Source organism: Pseudodesulfovibrio karagichevae, assembly GCF_041414475.1.
Lineage (GTDB): Bacteria > Desulfobacterota > Desulfovibrionia > Desulfovibrionales > Desulfovibrionaceae > Pseudodesulfovibrio > Pseudodesulfovibrio karagichevae.
On record NZ_JBGLYH010000001.1, the window covers coordinates 153,711 to 178,248 of the forward strand.

A 24,538-nucleotide genomic window follows, 5' to 3' on the forward strand; every position below is an offset into this window, starting at 1 on the left:
CGGGAAAGGGCGACAGACTGCGATTTTCTCCTATACAAGGAGACTGATATGACCGATAGTACGTATATGAACGAAACCACGATGCTCGGCACCTACACCCTTGACGGGAACGTTCCGGTCGATCCGGAGATCGTCCTGTCCGACTGCCACGACACGGCCATGCTCGGCCAGTTGGTGGGCATGTTCGCGGGCGACGCCGACATCCGGTTCTTCCTCCTCCCGGACGTGGACCGGGCCGCCGTCGACCTGGGGGCGGACTTCCACTTCATCAAGGACGCCGGGGACTGGGTGCTGGCCAACAGCAACATCATGCACCCCGTCCTGTTCGACGACGCGGGATTCAACCCCGGCGGGCACGAGGGGACCTTCTCCATCTCCCTGCTGGGCGACGGCACCTACGCCCTGAACACGGGCCCCGTCGCGGAACCGGGCGCGGACCTGCCGCACGACGCCCTGCTCGTGGACCTGCCCGAGCACGACCTCTTCGTGAACGGGCACACGGCCCACCAGCCCGGCCACGCGGAGGCGCACATGGACGGCCACGAACTCCACGCGGGCGCGAACGAAGGCGGCCTGTTCATCGACCCCTCGGTCCTCGGCCACGGCCAGAGCGAGATCGTGGTCACAAACTTCACCTTCGGCAGCAACCACCTGGAACTGCCCGACAACATGTCCGTCAGGGACGTGGTGGTGGACAACGAGCACGACCTGACCTCGGTGATCCTCAGCCAGAACGACCACGCGGGCGACGACATCGTGGTCAAGCTGCTCGGCGTGTCGCACCCGGACATGCCCACGCACGACTTGCACATCGACGCGAACCACTCCGGGGACGACCTCATCACCCACCTGATCCATTCCGGTCGGCACGTGGACTAGTTTTACACGGCGTGCCCCCCATCCGACAGACAAAAACGTGTCCTGCGGGGCACGTTTTTTGTTTCTCGGCTGCAGCTGCGGGCACATGACCGATCCGGCGGAAACATCTATTCGATATTCATAGACAATCAGGCACCTGGGTCGCCGAGGCCCGGCTTTCTTGAATTTGTGAAGATCGGGCCCCGCCAATCTTGACCATAATTATATAACCGGCTACAAGTTTAGCAGTAAGTACCTTTCAAAACCCGAATATGGGGAATAAAATGAAAAAGCATGTTCTCGCAATTCTCATCCTCGCCTTGTCGCTGTCGGTGCCCGCTTTTGCCGACAACGGCAAGACGACGCTCAAGGAGAGCGTCGTCGCCGCGGTGAAACAACACCCGCAGATCAAGGCGCTTCTGAACAACAAGGACGCCGTCGCCAAGGCCAAGCTTTCCGCGCTGGGCCGCTTCTTCCCGTCCCTCGACCTGACCGGCGAGTACGGAAAGCAGCAGTACAGCAGCGCCACCACCCGCAACAACACCGATGAGCGCTGGCGCACCCCGACAGACTTCCGGGCCACCCTGACCCAGCCCATTTTCGACGGCTTCGACCGCTGGCACGACTTCAAGCGCGAAGGCGCCCGCCTGACCTCGGCCGAAGGCCGACTGGTGGACAACGTCGAAACCGTGGGCCTGGACGCCGTCCGCGCCCATGTGGATGTGGTCCGCCTGCGCAAGCTGGTCTCCCTGGCCGAAGACAACATCGCCGCGCACCAGAACCTGCTCGACTCCATCACCGAGCGCGTCCAGGGCGGAGCGGGCAACCGCGCCGACGAAATGCAGGCCAAGGGCCGCGTCGCCCGCGCCGAGACCACCCTGGTCACCTACACCGGCGAACTGCGCACCGCCGAGGCCCAGTACATCCGCACCGTGGGAACGGCCCCCACGTCCCTTGCCGATCCCCAGTACCTGCCGAACTACATCCCCGGCAAGGCCGACGACATCCTGCAGCTTTCCCTGGACAACAACCCCAAGATCGCCGTGTACAAGGCTGAGATCAACGTGGCCGAACAGACCAAGGGCCAGCTCGAGTCGACCATGTACCCGACCGTCGACGCCTACCTGTCCACCCGCCACACCGACAACCTCGACGGCGTGGATTCCTATGTCCAGGACAACAAGGCCATGCTGCGCGCCCAGTGGAACATCTTCAACGGCACCAGCGACTACTACGACATCAAGACTGCCGCCGCCCGCATCCGCGAGGCGCAGGACAACCTTCAGGACACCACCGACGACATCATCCGCCAGGTGGCCTCCACCTGGGCCGACTACCAGTCCAGCCTGAGCCAGATCGAGAAGTACCAGGAAGCCCTGCAGTACAGCCTCGAATCCCTGGACATGTACCTGATGCAGTTCAACGTGGGCCAGCGCTCCCTGCTCGACCTCCTGGACGCCACCAACGAGGTGTTCTCCAACCGCGTGCAGCTCGAGACCGCGACCATGAACCGCGACTTCACCGTCTACAAGTTCCTGGCCCTCGAAGGTCAGCTCATGAAGACTTTGGAGATCGCGCCCAGCACCTACGACAACATGTCCGCGGAGACCACCGCCGCCAAATAGCCAAGAAGAACTGCGAGAACAGTCTTCCAGGGGCGCAGCCATCGTGGCTGCGCCCCTTCTTCTTTTGCGCGCGGCCGGGGCCTCCCTCTCCACGGGCAGGCTGTCCGGATTTCCCGGTGCAGGCATGTACGGCCTGCAATCATTGGATTGCATCCCTCCGCCCGCCCCTCATCAAGCGATTCGGTTCTTCCGGCCCTCGGCGCACGCCCTCCTCCCTGCGGTTGCCCGGCCCGAAACGCTACAGCCCCGCCATCGGAAGCCGCCGTCCCGAGCCCGCAAAAAAGGCCCCGGCGCGATGCCGGGGCCTTTTGCATGACCAGATGGATCGGATGGAGGGCTAGTCCTTGTCGGCAAGCAGCCTTTCCCCGGACGGGGTCTTGATGACGTCGGCCAGGGCGGCGACCACGGCGGGGTCGAAGCGGTTGCCTTCGCTGGCCAGAATCTCCAGGGCCTGTTCCGGGGCCTTGGCGCCCCGGTAGGAGCGGGGACGGATCATGGCGCAGAAGGAGTTGAGCACGGCCAGGATGCGGGCGAGCACGATGATGTCGCCGTCGGCGAGCTTCTTGGGATAGCCCGTGCCGTCGAGGCGCTCGTTCATCTGATAGATGGCCGTGAGCACGCCCTCGGCGATGTCGATGTCCTTGAGGATGCGGTAGGCGTGTTCCACGTGCCCTTCCATGACGGACATCTCCTCGGGAGTGAGCTTGCCCGGCTTGGTCAGGATCTCGTTGGGCACGAACATCTTGCCGATCTGGGACAGGTTGGCGGCCGTCTCGATCTCGGCGATGTCCATCTCGGACAGGTGCATGGCCTTGGCCACCTCCACGGACAGCCCGGCCAGGAGCTTGGTGTGGCCGCCCAGGTACGGGTCGGCGGCCTCGATGGTCGAGCCGAGCGCCTCCATGGCGTTCTTGATCAACCGCTTGTTCTTCTCCTGCGCGGCCACGTACTCGGTCACGTCGCGGTAGACCTCGACGATGCCCTGGCAGGTGCCGTCCTTGGCGCAGTACGGCGACTTGGACACCTGGAACTGGTGCCGCCGGGAGCGGATGAAGATGGGCTCGCTGATGGTCATCTTGCGTTTCTCGCGCACGACCACCTCGTCGATGGCCTCCAGCCGCTTGGCCGTGTCGAAGCCGAACACGGCGGCGGTGTCCATGCCGATGAGCTCCTCCTTGGGCCGCCCGGCGGCCGCGGCGAAGGCGTCGTTGACGTAGGTGAACTTGCCCTGCCCGTCCTTGAGCACGATGAACTCGTCGATGTTGGCGTTTATGGAGTCGATGAACAGCTTCTGCTCCTCGATCTGCGTGGCCAGGGCGCGGAACTGCTCGGCGATTCGCTGGCTCTGCACGCCGGTCAGTATCCACCAGGCCAGCCCGGCGATGAGCAGCGCGGTCAGGATGCCCAGTCCGGCCACTATGTAGACGGTGCGGTTGTAATCGACGACGGGCTTCATGGCCTGGCCGTAGTCGATCTCCTGGACCAGCCACCAGGCCGGGCCGGGGATGCGCACGCCCATGGAATAGACCTTGGTGTCGGCGTCCTCGATGCTCGGCCGCAGCCCGAAGGGGATGTGGCCGTCCGCGTCGACCTTGACAGGGAAGCCCACGTCCAGGAAGCCGTCGGCGGTCCACGGCGCGACCTCGCGGTAGCCCGCCCCGCTCTTCTGCATCAGCCGGGTCTTCTCGCCCTTGGCGGCCAGGGGCGAATTGGACAGCAGCTCGGTGATCTTGCCGGAAATCTGGCGGGTCATCATGAGCACGCCCACGGCCTTCTGGCCGGTGGCCTCGTCCGTGCCGCCCACGGCGTCGGGCGGGTAGACCGGCACGAAGACGTCCATCTCCAGGCCCTGTGCGGTCTTGCGCAGGGTGGAGTACTGCGGTCCGCCCTGCTTGATGGCGGCCATGGCCAGCCCGGTCTGCTCCTGGTTCATGGGCGGCAGGTAGCCGTCGGTGGCGATGTAGGCCTCGCCCTTGCGGCTCAGGATGCGGGCGTTGAGGAAGCCCGCGTAGGTGGAGAACTCGCGCAGCATGTTCTCCATCATGGGCAGCTGTTCGGCCAGGGTCGCGCCCTCCTGGCCCTCCACGGACTGGTCGGAGTGCAGCCGCCCGAAGAGATTGGACAGGTCGCCCGCGTAGGTGTCCACCTCCGAGGCGTAGAGCCGGAAGAGATCGGACTTGATCAGCCGGTCGCCCTGGTGGGACAGGTTTTCGAGCCAGGAGGCGATGACCTCGGTGCGCCCCTGGATCAGCAGCTGGAAGCGCTTCTGCTGGTTCTCCAGCAGCGAGGCTTCATTGTCGCGCACCGCTCTGGCGGCAAGCACGGCGATGCCCACCGAGATGACCAGCACGAAGGCCAGGACCACGCCGATCTTGACGCCTTGTCCGGCCCCTCCGATGGACGTGGGGACCTCTGCGGTCTTTGTAAGATGTTCAGCCATGTCGATAACTCCATCTGGTTTGTGACCAGCCCGAGAGGGCGGGCCTTATTGCTTCGCCTTTTCGTAGGTGGTCCGCTTCTGGGGAGCCACGTGCATCCAGCGGTAATGCTCGTTCACCGAGTACTGCGGGATGTAATGCTTGTACTTCGTATGGGACAGGACCATGTCGGTCTGGTTGTCGAGAATGTAGATGTCGTCCTTGGCGTAGACCGCCAGGACCGCGTGGCCAATGCCCCGGATGGCGTCGCGGACGGCCACGATGCGCATCTGATCCGGGGAGAAGCCGAGTTCCTGGAGGGCATAGAACTTGGCGATGGCGTAGTCCTCGCAATCACCCGATTTCTTGAGGAACTCCCAGGGCGTCTCCCAGTAGTCGCTCACGCCCCAGTTGGCCATGTCCAAACGGTACGGCCACTTGTTGAAGAATTTGGTCACGGCCCTGAGCCGGTCCAGCTCGGGCTTGTCCTTGAACTGGGCCTTGAGGGTGCTCCAGGCCTTATTGGACGGATGGTTGGCGGTCCTGTCGTCCTTGAAATAGCCCTTCCAGGCCTTCATCTTTTCGAGGACGCGGGTCCACTTGGGCAGCTTCTGCAGCTTGCCCTTGAACTCCATGGTCCCGAACAGCTGGCGCTTGTCGGGCCTGGCTGCGGCGGCGTCGGCCCCCGGGGCGGCGGCGAAGGCGTCGGGAGGCCGGACCAGGGCTACGGCGATGCAGGCCGCGCAGAGCGCAACCAAAGCCGCCGAGTATATCCCCCGCACCGGCCTCATTCACGCCTCATCGTTCCCTGAGCGCGTTCTGCTTGGCCTTGAGCAACGGCTTGAGCAGATAGGCCAGGACCGACTTGCGGCCGGTCAGGATATCCACGCTCGCGGTCATGCCCGGAATGATGGGCAGCTGCTGGCCACGGTAGGTGATGGCGTTGTCCCTGGTGCGCACCTTGACCAGGTAGTGGCTCTCGCCCTTCTCGTCCTCGATGGTGTCGGCCGAGATGTTCTCCACCGTGCCGTACAGTCCGCCGTAGATGGAGAAGTCGTAGGCCGTGATCTTGACCTGGGCCTTCTGGCCGGGATGCAGGAAGGCGATGTCCGAGGGCTTGACCTCGGCCTCGACCAGCAGGGTGTCGTCCAGGGGCACGACCTCCATGATGGACTCGCCGGGGCGGATGACGCCGCCGATGGTGTTGACCATGATGTGCTTGACCACGCCCCGGACCGGCGAGCGCACGTCCGTGCGGGTCACGCGGTCGCCGCCGGAGCTCAGGTTCTCCAGGATGGAGTTGAGCTCCTGCCTGCGGGCGTTGATCTCTTCCAGGGCGTTGGCACGGTACTCGGCCCTGGCCTGGTCGATGCGCCCCTTGGCTTCCTTGGCCGCCCGCTGCACGCGGGGAATGCCCAGGGTCAGGGCCTGCATGTCGCCGTGCATCTGGAGCACGGTCTGCTCCAGCCGCAGGTAGTCGAGTTCGGAGTGGATGTGCTTCTCCACCAGGGGCTTGGCGATGTCGCGCTGCTTCTCGGCCACTTCCAGGCTCTGCCTGAGCTGGTTGCGCCGGGCGACCATCTCGTTCACTTCCTGCTGGCGCTGCTGGTACTGGTCCTCGAGCAGGCCGATGTCGATGTTCAGCTTGTTGCGCTGGGCCTTGAAGATGCGCCGCTGGTCCTCGACCAGCTGGGGGGCCTTCGCGACGACGTCCGGCGGAAAGTCCGGTTCCTCGTCGCCGTTGGCCTCGGCTGTGAGCCGGGCGATGGCCGCCTGGTGTTCCAGGGCCTTGCTCTGGGCGTCGCGGTAGTAGCTGGCCGCCTGTTCGTTGGACAGGCGGCAGAGGATGTCGCCCTTCTCCACGGTCTGGCCCTCCTGGACGAAGAGCTCGTTCATGATGCCGCCCTCCAGGTTCTGGATCTCCTGGATGCGCTGGGAGGGGATGACCCGGCCGAAACCGCGCGTGCGCTCGTCGAGCATGGCCCAGTTGGCCCAGAGGATGAAGATGACGATCAGCAGGAGGATGGCCGTGGACATGATGTAGGCGAGCCGGTGGCCCCTGCCGTACATGGCCTGGTCCACCTCGCTCATGAACAGCAGCGTTTCTCTATCGAATTTCTTGCTCATTGCATCCTCACAGGGAAACCTTGATTTGACCTGTCCGCAGCCCGTCGAGCACGGCCTTCTTGGGCCCGTCCACGACGATCCTGCCCCGGTCCATGATCACCAGCCGGTCCACGAGATCGAGCATGGAGTGGCGGTGGGTGATGACGATGAGCGTCTTGTCCTCGATGTACTTCTTGAGCCGCTCCTTGAGACGGTACTCGGACTGGTTGTCCATGTTGCTCGACGGCTCGTCCATGATCAGGATTTCCGGATCGGGCAGGATGGCGCGGGCGATGGTCACGGCCTGGCGCTGGCCGCCGGACAGGGAGGTGCCCCGCTCGCCGACCATCATGCCGAAGCCCGCCGGGTGGTCGCGGACGAAGTCGTTGACCCCGGATATCTCGGCCGCCGCGTTGATGGACTGGTCGTCCGCCTCAGGCAGGCCGAAGGCGATGTTGTCCTTGAGCGTGCCGTAGAAGAGCAGGCTGTCCTGGGAGATGTAGCCCACCTTGCGGCGCAGGTCGGCCACGTCCATCTGCCTGAGGTCGATGTCGCCCACCTGCACCGAGCCCTGCACCGGCTGGTAGAGGCCCACGCAGAGCTTGCCCATGGTGGTCTTGCCCGCGCCGGTGCGGCCGATGATGCCGACCTTCTCGCCCGGCGTGAGCTTGAGGTTGATGTCGTGGAGCACGGCCTTGTCCGTGCCGGGATAGCTGAAGGACACGTCGGTCAGGGTCACGGACGGCTCGATGACGCCGTAGTGGAAGGTCTCCTTGTCGTCGGGCCGCTCGGACGGCATCTCCATGAGCATGTCCAGGGCGTTCAAGGCCATGCGGGACTGCTGGAAGCGGGAGAGCAGCCCGGCCACGGCGGACAGCGGGGCCATGGACCGCCCGGACAGGATGTTGCAGGCGATGAGACCGCCCACGGTCAGCTCGCCCTTGGAGATGAGGTACACGCCGGTGATGACCACGGCCACGGAGACCATCTGGGTGACGAAGACCGAGAAGGTGATGGACACGTTGGCGATGGTCTTGGCGTGGCTGTTGGAGTGGGCGGACAGGCCGACCACGTTCTCCCAGCGCGCCTGGATGCGGCCCTCGGCCATGCTGGTCTTGATGGTCTCCAGCCCCTGGACGACCTCGAACAGGAGCGCGTATTTCTGGGTGGATTCCTTGTAGTGGTTCTCGATGATCCGCTGGAAGGGAATCTGCATGAACACGCCCACCAGGATGACCAGGGGCACGGCCACGAAGATCGGATAGGCGATGGGCCCGCCGATGTAGTAGATGACGCAGATGAACAGGACCAGGAACGGCAGGTCGATGAGCGCCACCAGCGACGACGAGCCGAAGAATTCGCGCAGGGACTCGAACTCGCGGATGTTGTTGGCCACCGCGCCCGCGGATTCCGGCATGTAATCGAGCCGGGCCGAGGTCAGGTGGTTCATGATCTTGGAGCCGATGAGCACGTCGGCGTTGCGCCCGGCCACGTCCACGAAATAGGAGCGCAGGTTCTTGAGCAGGAAGTCGAACAGGTAGGCGATGGCGATGCCGATGGCCAGCGCCCAGAGGGTCTCGGTGGCATTGTTCGGGATGACCCGGTCGTACACGTTCATGACGAAGAGCGGCGAGGCGATGATGATGATGTTGGTCATGATCGAGGCGCCGATGACGTGCTTGTAGATGGGCCAGAACTTGCCGATGACCCCCCAGAACCAGCGCTTGGTCTTGAGCAGCTTGAGCTCGCTGGCCCGCTTGTCCAGCTTGGACGTGCGGTGGCAGAAGATACTGTACCCGGTGTACTCCTCGTTGAGCGTGGAGATCGGAATCTCGGTCTCGTCCATGCCGTGGCCCGGCACGATGACGCGGGCCATGTTGCCGGTGAAGTCCAGGAGCACGCAGGCGTTGCCGCCGCGCAGCAGCAGGATGCACGGCATGACCAGCTTGGTGATGGACTGGAGCTTTTCGCGGTACACGGTCTTGGCCTTGATGCCGATGCGCTCGGCCGAGCGCACGATGGAGGCGGCGGTGATGACGCCCTCCTGCTGGGGGATGCCCGCCTTGAGCGTGGCCGAGGAGACCGGCTTGCCGAGCAGTCGGCTGATGATCGACAGGCAGATGACCAGGGGCGGCTGAAAATCGATGTCCTTGGGGGTCAACCGCTCGTCGGTCTCCACCCGGATGGGCTTCTGCATGCCGGGCATGCCGGGCATGGCGGCCATGCCGGGGGGCATCTGCCCCTTGACGGGCTGGCCCGGCTGAGGCTGCCCTTGCTGCGTCTGGCCCGGCTGGGGCTGGACTTGCTGCGTCTGGCCCGCCTGGGGCTGGCCCGGTTCCTTGCCCGGATGCTTGCCGGGCGCGCCCTCCCCGACCGGGACGTGCCGGACCTGAAGGGGTTTGTCTCCCGAGGCGGCCTGGGGCGCGGGCGAAGCCGAGGGGGCCGGTCCGGCCGGTTTTCCGGCGGCGGAACCCGGCATGGGTCCGGCGTCCAGCTGTATGGACCTAGCCGAAGACTTCCCGTCATCGGCCTTGCCCGGAACGGGACCGGGCGCGCCCTCGGCGGGCCTGGGTCCGGCCGGTTTCGGCATGGCTTCGGACCCGGTCCCGGGTTCCTGAACGGGCTTCGAGGCTGCTGGTGACGCTGGCTTTTTCTCGGGAGGCATAGATTTCACTTGGATGAGGATTGGTTTTGCGCGCAGCGGCCGCCAAAGAGGGCCGCCGTCCAATTCTTACAGTATTAGAGTCCCAATCTTTATCGTGAGGCCTGTTTTGTCAAGCCTCAATTGGATTCTTCCTTGTATCCCGCACAGTTCAAAAAGCCGTGCGGGGCGAAATTCCGGTCCGGCGAGCCCGTGTCTCAGGCGCCGACCGCAACCCCGATCTTGCCCATGGCCTGGCCCGACGCCCAGTAGCGGTGGGCCGAGGCGATGTCGCGGAAATCGAAGCGGCGCTCGTCCAGGAGCACGGCCAGTTCGTCCGCATCCACCAGCCCGGCCACGTTCTCCAGGATCTCGCCGAGCCGCTCCCGGCCCTGTCCCGTGACCAGGGGCAGGAGCATGAAGACCACGTGCAGGGACAGGCTCTTGGCGTGCAGCGGGCCCAGGTCGTGGGTGGAGCGGGTGTTGGTGGAGACCACCCGGCCGCCGGTGCGGGCCGCCCGGAAGGAGTTGTCCAGGACCTTGCCGCCCACGGTGTCGAAGACCGCGTCGAACCCCTCGCCCCCGGTGTATTCGTCGACGTACTCGTCCACGGTCACGGCCTTGTAGTCGATGGGCGTGCCGCCCAGAGCCTCGACCACGGCCGCCTTGTCCGGGGACGAAACCGTGGCGAAGACCTCGGCCCCGGCATGGACGCCGAGCTGCACGGCCATGTGCCCCACGCCCCCGGCGCCGCCCTGGACCAGGAGGCGTTCGCCGGGCTTGAGCCCGCTCTTGTCGAACAGGGCCAGCCAGGCCGTGGTGGCCACCAGGGGCACGGCCCCGGCGTCGGCCAGGTCCATGTTTTCGGGCGCGCGGCCCAGCAGCCGCTCGTCGGCGGTCACGTACTCGGCCAGGGTGCCGGGCAGCCCCCTGACGCCGCCGGGGCAGCCGAACACGCGGTCGCCGACCTTGAAGCGGGTCGCGCCGGGCCCCACCGCCTCCACCGTGCCGGACATGTCCATGCCCAGCAGGGCGGGCAGCTCCGGCGCAAAGGCCAGGGCCGCGCCCAGGGTGGCGATCTTGTTGTCGATGGGGTTGAGGCTCGACCCGGCCACGCGGACCAGGACCTCTCCCGGCCCGGGTTCGGGCACAGGCACGTCGCGCTCGGCAAAGGGATACTCCCCGCCGTATTCCGTCAGCAGCATGGCTTTCATGGTCACATCCTCCGGTCCGGCCATACTACCCGTATCCTCCCGGCCTGTACAGGCCCCCGGCAGGCCGGGAAGCGGGCGGGCTGGAAGGGACGGGGCGTAAAATAGGTGGACCTGGACGGGCGCGTGGTTCATCATGAGAGGATGTCACGCAACGAACACACGCAACGACTCCGCCAGCCCGAGGTCCTGCCCATGTCCCGCGAGGAAATGGACGCGCTCGGCTGGGATGAGCTGGATATTCTCCTGGTCTCGGGCGACGCCTACGTGGACCACCCCTCCTTCGGCGCGCCCCTGCTCGGCCGCTGGCTGATCCGCCACGGCTTCCGCACGGGCATCTGCGCCCAGCCCGCCTGGGACAGGCCCGACGACATCCTGCGCCTGGGCCGCCCGAGGCTCTTCGCGGGCGTCACCGCCGGGTCGCTCGATTCCATGCTGGCCCACTACACGGCCTTCCGCAAGAAGCGCTCCGACGACGCCTACACCCCGGGCGGCAAGGCGGGCGCGCGGCCCAACCGGGCGTGCATCGCCTACACCAACGCGGTGCAGCGGGCCTTCCCAGGCCTGCCCGTGATCCTGGGCGGCATCGAGGCGTCGTTGCGGCGCATCTCCCACTACGATTTCTGGTCCGATTCGGTGCGCAAGTCCGTGCTGCTCGACTCCAAGGCCACGGCCATCACCTACGGCATGGCCGAGAACGCCATCGTCACCCTGGCCGAGACCATCGCGACCATCCTGGACGAGACCGGCGAAGTGGACCTGCGCGCCCTGCGCCCCCAGCTGGCCGGACTGCCCGGCCTGGTCGTGGCCGGAACCAGGGACGACATCCCCGCGGATGCAGAGGTCCTCGAACTGCCCTCCCACGAAGCGATCCTGGACGACCCGAAACAGCTCATCGAGGCCACCAGGCTGCTCGAAAAACAGGTCCACCAGAACAAGGCCTGGGCCGTGCAGGAGACCGGCGGACGCATGGTCCTGGTCGCCCCGCCCGGCCCCCTGCTCGACACGGCGGGGCTGGACGAGCTGGCCGGGCTGCCCTTCACCCGGCTGCCCCACCCGTCCTACCGGGAGCGCATCCCGGCGGCGGACATGATCCGCACGAGCGTGACCACCCATCGGGGCTGCGCGGGCGGCTGCTCGTTCTGCACCCTGGCCCTGCACCAGGGGCGGACCATCCGCTCCCGGAGCAAGGGGTCCATCCTCAAGGAGGTCCGGGCCATCACCGAGGTCAAGGGGTGGACCGGGTCCATCTCGGACGTGGGCGGCCCCAGCGCGAACATGTGGGGCGCGCACTGCGCGTCCGACCAGTCCGCCTGCGAGCGGGCCAGCTGCCTGACCCCGCGCATCTGCAAGCACTACCGCGTGGCCCAGCGCGACTTCGTCTCCCTGCTGCGGTCCGTGTCCGACGTCAACTCCGTGGACCACGTGCGCGTGGCCTCGGGCTGGCGCATCGACCTGGCCGTGACCGACATGCAGGCCCTGACGACCATGATCCGCGAGTTCGTGGGCGGCCAGGCCAAGGTCGCGCCAGAGCACCAGGTGGACCACGTGCTGAGGCTCATGCGCAAGCCCGGCTTCGAGACCTTCGAGACCTTCCTGGACCTGTTCGACAAGGAGTCGAAGAAGGCCGGGAAGAAGCAATACGTCGTCCCGTACCTCATGTCCGCCTTCCCTGGCTGCACCGAGGACGACATGCGCGCCCTGCGCGCCTGGCTCGACGCGCGCGGCTGGAAACCCGAGCAGGTCCAGTGCTTCATCCCCCTGCCCGGCACGGCGGCCGCAGCCATGTTCCATGCACAATGCGACATGCAGGGCGAGCCCATCTTTGTCGCCAAGACCGACGCGGAAAGGCTGCGCCAGCACGCCATCCTCATGCCGGACACCGGACGCGCGCCCGGCGGCAAGGGGCACCACGGCAAGGGGCGGAGACAGCCCCGGTCCGGAGGAAATCGCCGCGCTCGCTGATGAAACCGGCGTGGCGCGCAATGTTGCAGATATGTATATCCTTTGTTCAGGAATGACATATTTGTTAAAATAATTCTCCCTTTTCGTATGCGGCGGCGGCCCGGAAAGCCAAGCCCCGCGCCACATTTCGCGCATGGCATCGCGCTTGCTATTCACTTGCCATGCTAGCGAATGTCCCCGGATTAAAACTGTCGGCCCTGCAGTCCATCTGCCAGGTCATTGACCAGGCCATGGACCTGCAGTCGGCACTGGACGGCGTTCTGAAGATCCTTTCCGAACAGCTGTCCATGCAGCGGGCCACGGTCACCCTCTTCGACCCCGAGACGGGGCAGTTGTCCATCAACGCCTCCTACGGCCTGACCGCAGAGGAGAAGCGGCGCGGCGTGTACCGGCTCGACGAGGGCGTCACCGGGCGCATCTTCCAGACCGGCGAGCCCTACTACGTGCCGGACATCGACAAGGAGCCGCTCTTCCTCGACAAGACCGGTTCGCGCCGGGTCAAGCGCGGCATGATCTCGTTCATCGGCGTGCCGATCGTCCTGCACGGCGACCCCATCGGCGTGCTCAACGTAGACCGCCTGTTCGAGGACGAAATCAGCTTTGAGGAGGACGTGGACTTCCTCAAGGTGGTGGCCACGCTCATCGGCCAGTTCCTCAGCCTGAACGAGAAGATCATGGCTCGCGAGGCCGCGCTGAAGCGCGAGAACACCTCGCTCAAGTACCAGATTTCCAAGAATTCCAAGGGCCCGTACATCGTCGGCCAGAGCTCAGCCATGGTCGAGGTGCAGCGCCAGATGGAGAAGGTCTCGCCCACCCGGGCCACGGTCCTGCTGCTCGGCGAATCCGGCGTGGGCAAGACGCTCATCGCCCGGATCATCCACGAGCTGTCCGAGCGCAAGGGCAGCCCGTTCATCAAGGTCAACTGCGCCTCCATCCCCGGCAACCTCCTGGAATCCGAACTCTTCGGCCACGAGAAAGGGGCCTTCACCGGCGCGACCAACACCCGGCCCGGCCGGTTCGAGGAGGCGGACACCGGGACCATCTTCCTGGACGAGATCGGCGAACTGCCCATGGGGTTGCAGGCCAAGCTGCTGCGCGTGCTCCAGGACAAGGAGCTGGAGCGGCTCGGCTCCAACCGGACCCGGACCATCGACGTGCGCATCCTGGCCGCCACCAACCGGGACCTCGGCCACCTCGTCGAGCGCGGGCGGTTCCGCCTGGACCTCTACTACCGGCTGAACGTCTTCCCCATCCGCGTGCCCGCCCTGCGCGAGCGCAAGGAGGACATCACCGGCCTGCTCAACCATTTCCTGCACAAGATGGCCAGCGACTACGGGCGGAGCATCCACCTGACCTCCACGGCCCTGGACGCGCTCATCCGCTACGACTGGCCCGGCAACGTGCGCGAGATGCAGAACCTCATCGAGCGGCTGGTGATCATGTCCGAGGAGGACCGCATCAGCCTTGAATTCCTCAAGTCCTACCTCGCTCCCGGGCAGTCCGCCACGGTTCAGGAGGCCATCCCCATGTCCGAGGACGCGCCGCGCCACACCTCGCTCAAGGAGTTCGAGCGCAACGAGGTCATGGCCGCGCTGGAACGCAACGGCTGGGTCCAGTACAAGGCCGCCGAGGCGCTGGGCCTGTCCGCCCGCCAGATGGGCTACCGGGTCAAGAAGTACGGCCTCGAATCCATGATCGCCGAGGGCAGGGCCAAGCTGCGGCGCATAAAGGAAGCCCAGACCTAAATTTTCGGCATACATACCTCCACCCCACGCAAGACACCCCCCGCCGGACGTTCCGGCGGGGGGTGTCCGCCGTTTGAACGGCCGCGCCCGCTTGCCTCCACGCCCGGAGGACTTATTATATGGGGAGACGAATGCATCCGGCCCCCGGCCGGAAAGGAGGCTGCAAAGACCTACGTTACCGCAGCACGATTCGACAAAACCCGTCTGGAAACCGACGGCGCGCTCCGCGAAAAGGCGGACCGGGTCCAGCACTATCTGGAAGAGATCGCCCTGGACGTCGGCCTCGACCCGAGCAAGAACGTGACCCGCGCCGAGGTGGACGATGAAGTCCGCATCGGCATCAGCGAGGAAATGGACGAGTTCTACCGCGAGGCGCCCGGAAGCTGGCGTTTCTACTAGACGCCGACAGGCACACAAGGATAGAGGCCCCGCCGGGCAACCGGCAGGGCCTCTTTTTTTGCTTCGGACCGTCGGGTTATTCAACCGCGCCCAAGGTGCGCACCGAGGCGATCTTTTCCCAGTCGTAGTAGGTGTTGATGTTCAGGCCGTCCTTGACGCAGGTCACACGGACGAACTCCTCGCCCAGGAACAGGGTGGCCCCCTCGTAGACCTCGCCCTCGTTGACCTGGATCTTCACGTCCTTGCGCAGTTTGCGGGACATGGTCCCCTGCACCGGTTTGGACGCGTACTCGAAAACCTTTTCCAACGTCGCCTTGTTCATGAGTTCTCCTCCATTGGGATTGCTGCCGGTTGCGGGCCGAAGCCCGGAAAGACCGTTGTCCCGCGGATTAGCCGCAGCCCGCGCCGCCTCCGGCGCAGCCCGAACCGATGCCCGCGCGGCGAACCTTGAGGGCGTTGATGTCGCCGCCCTCGAAGACGAAGCGCAGGGCGTCCTCGATGAAGCCGTCCACGGGGTAGGACTGGATGTCGTGCTCCTCCAGGAGCATGCGCGGGGTCTCGCCCACGGCGGCGCAAAGCACCGCCCGGCAGTCCTTGAGGGTGGCGGCCAGCTCGGACCAGCGCTTGGGGCCGCAACCCGCCTGCGGGGCCTGGCGCTCCTCGATCAGCCGGTAGCCGCCGGTCTCGGACTCGCCCCAGATCTGGAAGGACTTGGCCTCGCCCAGGTGCTGGTTGACCAGCAGCCCCTCGCGGGTGGCCACGGCCACGAACGGGCGAGCCATGGTCGCCTCCAGGGGCTTGAGCTTGGAGCAGGCCTGGAGCGTGCCGCACAGGGCCGTGGACTGGTCGTCGCTGAGCAGGCCGACCGCGTCGGCGCGGCAGCGCTTGCAGTGGGTCATCTGCTCGATGAACGGCTCGGCCTCCTTGCGCAGGGGCAGGACGGTCTCGCGGCCCGGCTCCGGAATCCCGGCGAACGGGGTGTCGGCCGTGGGCTTGAGCGGGATCATGTTCTGGATGTCCGCGCCCAGCGAGGCGCAGACCTTGGCGACCTCGACGATGTGGTGGTCGTTGACGCCGGGGATGACGATGGAGTTGATCTTGACCGTGATGCCGCGCTCCTTGAGGCCCTTGATGGCCTTGAGCTGGCGGTCCAGGAGAATCTCGGCGCCCTTCTCGCCCCGGTAGACCACGTTGCCGTCCTTGACCCAGGCGTAGATCCTGGCCCCGATGGCCGGGTCCACGGCGGAGATGGTGATGGTCACGTGGGACACGCCGAGCTCCGCGATGTCGTCCAGGTACGGCAGGATGCCCATGCCGTTGGAGGACAGGCAGAAGAGCAGCTCGGGGTGGCGCTCGTTCAGGAGGCGCATGGTCTCCAGAGTCTCGCCGGGGTTGGCGAAGGGATCGCCGGGACCGGCGATGCCCGCCACGGTGATGCGCGGCTCCTTCTCGAGGACCTTGTCCATGTATTCCGCGGCCTGGAACGGCTTGAGCACGCCGGAGGTCACGCCGGGGCGGGACTCGTTCACACAGTCGTACTTGCGGTTGCAGTAGTTGCACTGGATGTTGCACTTGGGGGCAACGGGCAGGTGCACGCGGCCACAGCTTCCGGCGCTCTTCTTGTTGAAACAGGGGTGCTTGGTGGTATCCTTGGACATATCGGTTCTCCTGTGATGGTCCGGCGGACGGGGGCCGGGCTGCTTGTCGGTTCTCAGTCTGCCGCGTTGGAGTTGCGTTCTCTGATTAAATATATCCGTAGCCGATGGGGGAATCGGCCTGCTTCTTCTCGATGACCGCGTTGACCACCCGGTCGAACAGGGTCTGGGTGCCCTTGTAGCCGAGCGTCAGGGTGCGCTGGCCGCCGAAGCGGTCGTGGATGGGGAAGCCCACGCGCACCAGGGGCACGTTCCATTCCTTGGCGTAGCGGTAGCCCTTGGAGTGCCCCACCAGCAGGTCCGGGGCGAGCTCGCCCGCCTCGGCAGCGATGTCATGGAAGTCCACGCCCTCGCGGACCTCGGGGGCCATGCGGGCCACGCCGTCGGTGACCTTGGCGATGGCCGCCTCCAGCCCCTTGCCGCGCGCGCCGGTTCCGGCCAGGACCACGTCCACGCCGATCTCGGCCAGGAAGGCGCACAGGCCGACGACCAGGTCCTCCTCGCCGTAGACCACGGCGCGCTTGCCGAAGATGTACTTGTGGCCGTCCACGTAGGCGTCCACCAACCGGCCGCGCTCCAGCTCGTAGCGGCGCGGCATGGGCTTGCCGGAGAGTTCCTCCAGGATCTCGAAGAAACGGTCGGACTCGCGCAGCCCCATGGGCAGGCCGATGCGGTGGTTGGCCACGCCGAAGCGCTCCTCCAGGCTGGTGCCGCCGGTCTTGGGGGGCAGGCAGCGGCCGAACTCGATGGTCCCGGCGGCCGCGCTCATGGTCTTGATCTCGCTGATGGGCGTGCCGCCCTCGGGGATCTTGACGTAGTCCTCGAGCGCCGGACCATCCAGGGACTCGGAGATGTCGGGCAGGATGGTCGCCTTGATCCCGAAGTGGTCGCAGATGTCGCGCAGATGACGGACGTCCTCGCAGGAGACCAGGCTGGGCAGGATGTTCACCCGGCCGTCGTCGTCCGCCTTTTCCAGGCAGAGCTGCTCCACCAGGGAGCGGACCGCGCCGTGCCAGCCGTCCATGTGCGTGCCGTTGTAGCTGGGGGTCGAGACCCGGACCAGTTCGGGCAGATCGAGGTCGCCGAATTCCTTGTAGAACTCGTGGAAGTACATGGGCACGTCGTCGCCGATGGTCTCGGTCAGACAGGTGGTGGCCACCCCGATGAGCTTGGGATCGTACTTCTTCATGACGTTGAGGATGCCCTTCTTCAGGTTCGGGCCGCCGCCGTAGATGGCGTTCTTCTCGCCGAGCGCCGAGGAGGCGATGTCCACAGGCTCGCGGAAGTGCGAGATGATGTAGCGGCGCATGTAGGTGGCGCATCCCTGGGAGCCGTGCAGGAAGGGAATGGCCCCTTCCACGCCCCGGAAGGCCATGGAGGCCCCGAGCGGCGTGCACAGCTTGCAGGCGTTGGTCGTGGAGACGAAATTGGGTCTTGCGGTCTTGGCGTTACTCATTGACGGCCTCCTTCCGGGCTTCCTTGGCGAGGTTGACGCGGTTAGCACGCCGGGGGGCGAACCGCCAGACCGGGGACATGGCCGAGGCGTGGATCTCGCGGGCGAAGTTGAGCATGCCCGCGAAGCCTTCCAGGGCCTCCTTGCGCTCGTGGTTGTGGTCGCAGAAACCCACGCCCAGCTTGTAGGCGATGGGCCGCTCCTTGACCCCGCCCACGAACACGTCCACGTCCTTCTCCTTGATGAAGTGGGACAGTTCGAGCGGGTTGGCGTCGTCGATGATGACCGTGCCGGGATCGGTGATCTCGGCCAGTTCGGCGTAGTCTTCCTTGGTGCCGGTCTGGGAGCCGACCATGACGACCTTCATGCCCAGGTGGCGGAAGGCCTTGACCAGGGAGAAGGCCTTGAAGGAGCCGCCCACGTACATGGCGACCTTCTTGCCTTCCAGGTCCTTGCGGTAGCGGGCCAGCTCGGGCATGAGCTTGTTCAGCTCGTCGCGGACCAGGGCCTGGGTCCGCTCCACGATCCCAGGGTCCTTGTCCTTGAAGAAGTCGGCCACCTTGTACAGGGAGTCGGCCATGTCCTCGATGCCGAGGTAGGAGACGCGCTTGTACGGGGTGCCGAACTCCTCCTCCATCATCTTGGCCAGGTCCATGGTGGCCCCGGAACACTGGACCAGGTTCAGGGCCGCGCCGTGGCAGCGGGCGATGTCGGCCACGCGGCCGTCGCCGGTCACGTTGGCGACCACCTGAACGCCCATCTTCTCGAAGTACTCGCGGATGATCCAGATTTCGCCCGCCAGGTTGAAGTCGCCGAAAATATTGATGGAGACGGGCGAGATGTCGGACGTGTCGCCCTGGCCGATGAGCCGGAACATGGCCTTGCACGCGGCCAGGTACCCGGCCCGCTTGTTGCCCTTGAACCCTTCGGACATGACCGGGAGCACGGGGATGCCCTTCTTCTCGGTCATCTTGCGGCAGACCGCCTCCATGTCGTCGCCGATGAGCCCCACGATGCAGGTGGAGTAGACAAAGGCGGCCTTGGGGGAATGCCGGTCGATGAGTTCGTCCAGGGCGGCTTCGAGCTTTTTCTCGCCGCCGAAGATGACGTCGGTTTCCTGCAGGTCCGTGGAAAAGGACAGCCGGTGGAGCTCCGGGCCGCTGGACAGCGAGCCGCGGATATCCCAGGTGTAGACCGCGCAGCCGATGGGGCCGTGCACCAGGTGCAGGGCGTCGGCGATGGGATACAGGACCACTCGGGAACCGCAGAACACGCAGGCGCGCTGGCTGACGGCGCCCGCCAGGGACTCGCGGTTGCAGGCGATGTCGATGGCGCCCTCGCCGGTCCGGTGGATCTGGTCCTGTCTTTCCTCGAGTATGGTCGAACTGGTCGCACTCATTTTACTTCCCCTATATCGATAGATTACAGTCGGTTGCCCGGACGATGGGCGGTGTATCCAAATCCGTGAGCCGGGGCCGCGTCCGGGTCTGCGAGAAGCATCAGCCTCCCCGCGCTGTCGGCCCTGGCCCACTCGGTGAGCCGGTTGATCAGCATTTCGCCGAGGCCCTGGCCCCGCCAGTCCTCACGGACAACCACATCTTCGATGAGGACGGCGGGACCGCCTTCAGCCTCCAGGATCGTCAGCCGTCCTGCGCACAAACCGACCACAGTCCTGTCGGCGACGCTCGCGATCAGGATGCGTCCCCGACCGTTTTTCAGCATCAGTTCCAGATCGCGCCGCCGCCCGTCCGTGCCGACCGTCCCCTTTTCGAGCGAGGAGACCGAGTCGAGCAGGGACACGAGACCGGGAAGGTCCGCGCGGGTTGCGGGGCGGATGACGAGGGCTTCAGGCATGGGACTCTCGATTCCTTAGGAGGCCAGGTACTCTTCGGCGGGTTCGCCGTCTTCCAGGCCGTCCAGAATTGCGTCGATGGCAGCTTCGGAATCCACGCCCTTGAACCACCAGTTCTCGGGCTGGATGACCATCATGGGACCGGATTCACACTGCTTCAGGCAGGTGGAGCCGACCACCAGGGCGTCGAGGCCGCGATCCAAAATTTCTTCCTCCACGTACTGCAGGAACCCGTCGGTCTGCTTGTGGCAGATGCCTTTGGGATCACCGGCCGCACGGAAGGACTGACAACAGATGATCATTCTCTCGGGGATAGCCATTTCCTTTACTCTCCTTCTGGTTACTTCTTGTTCTTCTTGCCTTTCTTACCGCCCCCGTAGAGCACATCCACGGTTCCCTCGATCTCGCCGTCCGTGATCAGGACGGACAGACCCTTGCGGCTCAAAATTTTTCTCGGGTTCTCGCCGGCCGAGGCGGTCAGCAGGACGAAACAGTCGCCCAGGGTGTCGGCCAGGGTCTCCCAGCGCTGGGTCCCGGAACCGGGCTCGGGCAGGTCGCGCACACCCAGCAGGCAGGCCAGGCCGTCGCCGCGCGGACCGTAGATCATGGCCTTGATGGCGTGGCCCAGGTGCAGGTCGATATCCATACCGGTGGAACTGACCACGGCCACGTTGGGCCGTTCCTTGGTGGGCTTGGGCAGGACCGTGACCGGGGCGCCGGGTTTGTCCGGGGCGTCCAGGCCGACCAGGTTCTCGCCGCACTCGTTGAAGGTGGGCATGAGGTCGATGTGCCGGGCGGCGCGGTCGCGGATTTCGGAGAGCAGCTCCATGTCGGTGGCCTGGGGCGCGTCCTCCGCGCCCTCCTCGGGGTGGAACGGGACCACGGCCATGATGTCCGCGCCGAGCCCGGCCATGGTCGAGGCGATCTTCTCGACGTGCCCCGCGTTGTAGCCGGGGTACACGGTGGTGTTGATCTTGACGGTGATTCCGGCCTTCTTGAAGGCGGACACGGACCGCGACTGGTCCGTGAGCAGCAGCGCGACGGCCTCCTTCAGGGGCAGGGTCCGCTTGGCGGGCCGGATCCAGGCGTAGAGGTTCTCCGCCACTTCGGGGTCCACGGCGTCCACGAGCACGGTGACGTGAGACAGGCCGACCTCGGCCAGTTCCTCGGCGTACTCGGCGCCGTTCATGCCCAGGGTGGTCAGGCAGAGGGAAAGTTCGGGATACTTCTCCCGGACCAGGCGCAGGGTGCGCAGGGTCAACTCGGGGGAGGTCAGCGGGTCGCCGGGCCCGGTGATGCCCACGATGGAGATGGGCTTGCCCTGCTCCATGACGTGGTCGAGCCAGGCCAGAGCCTCTTCGGGCATCATGGCGGGCTTGGTGCCGTTGCCGCCCGCGAAACGGACGCGGGCGTTGGCGCGCGGGGCCACGGGCAGGTGAAGACGGCCCACGGTCTTGCGTGCGGTCATGCCGAAACAGGGATGGGAGGTATTTTCAGCAAAGGTGGACATGACGGCCTTCTTGTTTTTCGGTTTGGTCCGGGGCGGAGGGGGAAGGACTCCGCCCCGGACCGGGTATGAACGCTACAGGACGAGCTCGAAGATCGTCTCCGGATCGTCGCGGTCCTTACGATCCAGCAGCAGGCCCAGAATCTTCTCAAGAAGCCTGAGTCCGCCCTTGTAGCCGACTGTCGGGAAGTACTGATGGCCCTGGCGGTCCAGGATGGGGAAGCCCCAGCGCAGCAGCGGAATGTCCTCGTCGCGCGAGATGTACTTGCCGTAGGTGTTGCCGATGAGCAGGTCGACCGGCTCGTTCTTGATCCACTGGTGCATCAGGAACATGTCGCCCTTGGCCTTGACCTTGACCTCGAAGGGCTGGTCGGCGCAGATGGCCTTGATGCGCCGCTCGAAGGCCTTGCCCGGGGTGCCGGTGACCACGTAGACGGGCTGCATGTCCAGGGAGACCAGGAACTCGCACATGGAGATGAGCTGGTCCGGATCGCCCCACAGGGCCACGCGCTTGCCGTAGAAGTACTGGTGCATGTCGGAGATCATGTCCACGAGCTGGCCGCGCTCGAAGGCGACGGAGTCGGGGACCGAGACGCCGGCAACAGTGCGCAGCACGTCGATGAAGCGGTCGGTGGCGGCCAGGCCGAAGGGCATGTCCAGCACGGTGCACGGGACCTTGCACTTGGCGTCGAGCCAGCGGGCGGCGTCGGCCGAGCACCACTCGCCCAGGGCCAGGGTGCCGAGCGCGTCGCCGGTCTTCTTGAGCTCCTGGACGGTCACGCCGCCGTCGGGGAACATCTTGTATTCGCCGGTCAGGGGGGCGTTGAGCACGCCGTCGGTGTCCGGGAACAGGGTGATGTCCACGCCGACCATGGCGCAGAGGCGCTTGATCTCGCCCATGTCGGCGGGCTCTACCCAGCCGGGGATGACGTTGACCTTGTGGGTCTTCTTCCCGGAGGGCTCGGCCAGCTGGGCCATGGCCTTGACCATGTTGGAGAAGCCGGTCACGTGGGAGCCGACGTAGCTCGGGGTCGGCGCGCCGATGCAGGTCTTGCCTTCGGGCACCTTGCCGCTCTTCTGGGCCTTGTCGAAGATCTGGTTCAGATCGTCGCCGATGGTCTCGGACAGACAGGTGGTGTGCACCGCGATCACTTCGGGGTCGTAGACCGTGAAGATGTTGTCGATGGCCTGGATGAGGTTGGCGTGGCCGCCGAACACGGACGCCCCTTCGGTGAAGGACGAGGTCGCGGCGGAGACGGGCTCCTTGTAGTGCCTGGTCAAGGCCGAGCGGTGGTAGGCGCAGCAACCCTGGGACCCGTGCGAATGCGGCAGGCATCCGTGGATTCCGAGCGAGGCGTACATGGCCCCGATGGGCTGGCACGTCTTGGCCGGGTTGATGGTGAGCGCCTTGCGCTCCTTGATTTCAACGGGTGTATGCTTCAGTAAAGCCATTGTATTCTCCTATTCCCAAACAAAGGTGGCGGTCAGTTCGGGGGATTCCTGCCAGGGGGCCTTCATGTAGGACCACACCTTGGAGGACACGAGCCGATCAATTTCCTTGTAGAAATTGATGGCGCCCTTGAACCCGGCATACGGTCCGCCGGAGTCGTAGCTGTGCAGCTGCTTCATGGGCACGCCGAGCTTCTGGATGGAGAACTTCTCCTTGATGCCCGCACAGAAGATGTCGGGCTTGAGCAGTTCGACCAGCTTGTCGGCCTCGTACTGGTTCAGGTCGTCGATGATCAGGGTGCCCTTGTCCATCTGGTCGTTCATGCCCTCGTAGTGCTTGAACTCGAAACCGGCGTCTTCCAGGGCCTTGAACTCGTCCGGCGTCTTGCGCGGGCTGTAGAGCTTCTCGTCGGCCTCGACCGTGATCTCCTCGATGTTGCGGGAGTCGGCGTCGGGCTTCAGCTCGGGGATGACCTGACGGCCCTCGTAGTCGTCGCGGTGGGCGAACTCGTAACCGGCGGACAGGGTCTTCATGCCCATCTCGGCGAAGAGGTCCTGGTAGTGGTGGGCGCGGGAACCGCCGACGAACAGCATGGCGGTCTTGCCTTCGGTGCGGGTGCGCACGTCGGCGGCCACGGCCTTCACTTCGGGCATCTCCTCGGCGATGACTGCCTCGACCCGGTCGATGAGCTCCTGGTCGCCGAAGTACTCGGCGATCTTGCGCAGGGACTTGGCCGTGGACTCGGCGCCGATGAAGTTCACCTTGATCCAGGGGATGCCGTACTTGGTCTCGAGCATGTCGGCCACGTAGTTGATGGACCGGTGGCACATGACGCAGTCGAGGTCGGCGTGCTGGGCGGAGGCGAACTGGTCGTAAGTCGAGTTGCCGGAGAAGGTCGAGATGTTGGTGATCCCGCACTTCTTCATGATGCGGTCGATCTCGAAACCGTCGCCGCCGATGTTGTACTCGCCGAGCAGGTTGATCTTGTACTTGCCTTCCTTGGGCTCCGTATTCTCGCCGACGAGGTTGGTGAAGACCTGGTTGTTGGCGATGTGGTGGCCGGCGGACTGGGACACGCCCTTGTAGCCTTCACAGGAGAAGGCGAAGACGTTGCAGTCGCCGAACTTCTCCTTCATCTTCCTGGACACGGCGTGGATATCGTCGCCGATCAGGCCCACCGGGCAGGTGGCGAAGACGCAGATGCCCTTGGGATGGAAGATGTCGTAGGCTTCCTGGATGGCGGCCGCGAGCTTCTTCTCGCCGCCGAAGATGATGTCCTGGTCCTGCATGTCCGTGGAGAAGCAGTAGGGCATGTAGTTCACGCCGTCCGCGCTCGCGTCGGTCTGGTTGCGGCGGGTGAGCCAGGAGTAGAATCCGCAGCCGATGGGGCCGTGGGTGATGTTCAGGATGTCGCGGGTCGGGCCCATGATAACGCCCTTGCAGCCCGCGTAGGTGCATCCGCGCATGGTGATGATGCCCGGAATGGTACGGACGTTCGCCAGGATCTCGGGCGGCGCCTCGGCTTCCGTGGCTTCGTTGATCAATATCTGCTTGGCGCGCTTGCGGGCGACCTTGGGAGGATACTTCTTCAGAAGTTCTTCCTTGATGTCGGCGGGCATGAGCTGCACCACTTTCTTGGTCTTGGCCATTCTCA

At 65.3% G+C, this 24,538-nt stretch carries 18 protein-coding genes; 4 read left to right on the forward strand and 14 right to left on the reverse strand.

Annotated elements, in window-relative coordinates:
- Positions 1–48: 48 nt before the first annotated feature.
- Positions 49–879, forward strand: a complete 831-nt coding sequence (locus AB6M95_RS00605; protein ID WP_371384789.1) for a hypothetical protein — start codon at positions 49–51, stop codon at positions 877–879.
- A 263-nt stretch (positions 880–1,142) separates the two neighbouring features.
- The gene (locus AB6M95_RS00610) at positions 1,143–2,483 is read left to right on the forward strand and encodes a TolC family outer membrane protein (protein WP_371384790.1); all 1,341 of its coding nucleotides are present in this window, start codon (positions 1,143–1,145) and stop codon (positions 2,481–2,483) included.
- 337 nt (positions 2,484–2,820) lie between these two features.
- On the opposite strand, the gene AB6M95_RS00615 is transcribed toward AB6M95_RS00610, so the two are convergent.
- The 5 genes from AB6M95_RS00615 to AB6M95_RS00635 form a co-directional block, all read right to left on the reverse strand.
- On the reverse strand, positions 2,821–4,923 hold the full coding sequence (locus tag AB6M95_RS00615; RefSeq protein ID WP_371384791.1) for an HD domain-containing phosphohydrolase: 2,103 nt from the start codon (positions 4,921–4,923) through the stop codon (positions 2,821–2,823).
- 45 nt (positions 4,924–4,968) lie between these two features.
- Positions 4,969–5,658, reverse strand: a complete 690-nt coding sequence (locus AB6M95_RS00620) for a transglutaminase-like cysteine peptidase (RefSeq protein ID WP_371384792.1) — start codon at positions 5,656–5,658, stop codon at positions 4,969–4,971.
- 40 nt (positions 5,659–5,698) lie between these two features.
- Positions 5,699–7,027, reverse strand: a complete 1,329-nt coding sequence (locus AB6M95_RS00625) for an HlyD family type I secretion periplasmic adaptor subunit (RefSeq protein WP_371384793.1) — start codon at positions 7,025–7,027, stop codon at positions 5,699–5,701.
- 7 nt (positions 7,028–7,034) lie between these two features.
- Positions 7,035–9,242 (reverse strand): type I secretion system permease/ATPase, encoded by a 2,208-nt coding sequence (locus AB6M95_RS00630; RefSeq protein ID WP_371384824.1) that lies wholly within the window; start codon positions 9,240–9,242, stop codon positions 7,035–7,037.
- Between the two features lie 623 nt (positions 9,243–9,865).
- Positions 9,866–10,861, reverse strand: coding sequence for a zinc-dependent alcohol dehydrogenase family protein (locus AB6M95_RS00635; protein ID WP_371384794.1), 996 nt, complete (start codon positions 10,859–10,861; stop codon positions 9,866–9,868).
- Positions 10,862–11,002: 141 nt separating this feature from the next.
- On the opposite strand from AB6M95_RS00635, the gene AB6M95_RS00640 reads away from it, so the two are divergent.
- Positions 11,003–12,823, forward strand: coding sequence for a YgiQ family radical SAM protein (locus tag AB6M95_RS00640; RefSeq protein WP_371384795.1), 1,821 nt, complete (start codon positions 11,003–11,005; stop codon positions 12,821–12,823).
- 161 nt (positions 12,824–12,984) lie between these two features.
- Positions 12,985–14,568, forward strand: a complete 1,584-nt coding sequence (locus AB6M95_RS00645) for a sigma 54-interacting transcriptional regulator (protein ID WP_371384797.1) — start codon at positions 12,985–12,987, stop codon at positions 14,566–14,568.
- Positions 14,569–15,043: 475 nt separating this feature from the next.
- Here AB6M95_RS00645 and AB6M95_RS00650 read toward each other — a convergent pair whose 3' ends face one another.
- The 9 genes from AB6M95_RS00650 to nifD form a co-directional block, all read right to left on the reverse strand.
- On the reverse strand, positions 15,044–15,289 hold the full coding sequence (locus AB6M95_RS00650; protein ID WP_066802129.1) for a hypothetical protein: 246 nt from the start codon (positions 15,287–15,289) through the stop codon (positions 15,044–15,046).
- Positions 15,290–15,356: 67 nt separating this feature from the next.
- Entirely contained in the window at positions 15,357–16,625 is a 1,269-nt protein-coding gene (locus tag AB6M95_RS00655) for a radical SAM protein (RefSeq protein WP_371384798.1), read from the reverse strand.
- An 85-nt stretch (positions 16,626–16,710) separates the two neighbouring features.
- The gene (locus AB6M95_RS00660; protein ID WP_371384799.1) at positions 16,711–18,078 is read right to left on the reverse strand and encodes a nitrogenase component 1; all 1,368 of its coding nucleotides are present in this window, start codon (positions 18,076–18,078) and stop codon (positions 16,711–16,713) included.
- On the reverse strand, positions 18,071–19,474 hold the full coding sequence (nifE, locus tag AB6M95_RS00665; protein ID WP_371384800.1) for a nitrogenase iron-molybdenum cofactor biosynthesis protein NifE: 1,404 nt from the start codon (positions 19,472–19,474) through the stop codon (positions 18,071–18,073). The genes AB6M95_RS00660 and nifE overlap by 8 nt, the downstream gene beginning before the upstream one ends.
- Before the next feature lie 23 nt (positions 19,475–19,497).
- A complete protein-coding gene (locus tag AB6M95_RS00670; protein WP_371384801.1) occupies positions 19,498–19,929 on the reverse strand; it encodes a GNAT family N-acetyltransferase in 432 nt (143 codons plus the stop codon).
- A 15-nt stretch (positions 19,930–19,944) separates the two neighbouring features.
- Positions 19,945–20,247, reverse strand: a complete 303-nt coding sequence (locus AB6M95_RS00675) for a (2Fe-2S) ferredoxin domain-containing protein (RefSeq protein WP_371384802.1) — start codon at positions 20,245–20,247, stop codon at positions 19,945–19,947.
- 20 nt (positions 20,248–20,267) lie between these two features.
- On the reverse strand, positions 20,268–21,437 hold the full coding sequence (locus tag AB6M95_RS00680) for a radical SAM protein (protein WP_371384803.1): 1,170 nt from the start codon (positions 21,435–21,437) through the stop codon (positions 20,268–20,270).
- A 72-nt stretch (positions 21,438–21,509) separates the two neighbouring features.
- Positions 21,510–22,886, reverse strand: coding sequence for a nitrogenase molybdenum-iron protein subunit beta (gene nifK / locus AB6M95_RS00685; RefSeq protein ID WP_371384804.1), 1,377 nt, complete (start codon positions 22,884–22,886; stop codon positions 21,510–21,512).
- A gap of 9 nt (positions 22,887–22,895) precedes the next feature.
- Positions 22,896–24,533: a nitrogenase molybdenum-iron protein alpha chain gene (gene nifD / locus AB6M95_RS00690; protein WP_371384805.1), complete on the reverse strand. Its 1,638-nt coding sequence runs from the start codon at positions 24,531–24,533 to the stop codon at positions 22,896–22,898.
- Positions 24,534–24,538: the final 5 nt, after the last annotated feature.

Bases quoted from the DNA above. Each gene is read 5' to 3' on its own strand.
- AB6M95_RS00675 (WP_371384802.1), bottom strand. From the start codon at position 20,247: ATGGCTATCCCCGAGAGAATGATCATCTGTTGTCAGTCCTTCCGTGCG.
- AB6M95_RS00645 (WP_371384797.1), top strand. From the start codon at position 12,985: ATGCTAGCGAATGTCCCCGGATTAAAACTGTCGGCCCTGCAGTCCATC.
- AB6M95_RS00605 (WP_371384789.1), top strand. From the start codon at position 49: ATGACCGATAGTACGTATATGAACGAAACCACGATGCTCGGCACCTAC.
- AB6M95_RS00610 (WP_371384790.1), top strand. From the start codon at position 1,143: ATGAAAAAGCATGTTCTCGCAATTCTCATCCTCGCCTTGTCGCTGTCG.
- nifD (WP_371384805.1), bottom strand. From the start codon at position 24,533: ATGGCCAAGACCAAGAAAGTGGTGCAGCTCATGCCCGCCGACATCAAG.
- AB6M95_RS00670 (WP_371384801.1), bottom strand. From the start codon at position 19,929: ATGCCTGAAGCCCTCGTCATCCGCCCCGCAACCCGCGCGGACCTTCCC.
- nifE (WP_371384800.1), bottom strand. From the start codon at position 19,474: ATGAGTGCGACCAGTTCGACCATACTCGAGGAAAGACAGGACCAGATC.
- AB6M95_RS00635 (WP_371384794.1), bottom strand. From the start codon at position 10,861: ATGAAAGCCATGCTGCTGACGGAATACGGCGGGGAGTATCCCTTTGCC.
- AB6M95_RS00660 (WP_371384799.1), bottom strand. From the start codon at position 18,078: ATGAGTAACGCCAAGACCGCAAGACCCAATTTCGTCTCCACGACCAAC.
- AB6M95_RS00630 (WP_371384824.1), bottom strand. From the start codon at position 9,242: ATGCCCCCCGGCATGGCCGCCATGCCCGGCATGCCCGGCATGCAGAAG.
- AB6M95_RS00650 (WP_066802129.1), bottom strand. From the start codon at position 15,289: ATGAACAAGGCGACGTTGGAAAAGGTTTTCGAGTACGCGTCCAAACCG.
- AB6M95_RS00640 (WP_371384795.1), top strand. From the start codon at position 11,003: ATGTCACGCAACGAACACACGCAACGACTCCGCCAGCCCGAGGTCCTG.
- AB6M95_RS00680 (WP_371384803.1), bottom strand. From the start codon at position 21,437: ATGTCCACCTTTGCTGAAAATACCTCCCATCCCTGTTTCGGCATGACC.
- AB6M95_RS00625 (WP_371384793.1), bottom strand. From the start codon at position 7,027: ATGAGCAAGAAATTCGATAGAGAAACGCTGCTGTTCATGAGCGAGGTG.
- AB6M95_RS00655 (WP_371384798.1), bottom strand. From the start codon at position 16,625: ATGTCCAAGGATACCACCAAGCACCCCTGTTTCAACAAGAAGAGCGCC.
- AB6M95_RS00615 (WP_371384791.1), bottom strand. From the start codon at position 4,923: ATGGCTGAACATCTTACAAAGACCGCAGAGGTCCCCACGTCCATCGGA.
- nifK (WP_371384804.1), bottom strand. From the start codon at position 22,886: ATGGCTTTACTGAAGCATACACCCGTTGAAATCAAGGAGCGCAAGGCG.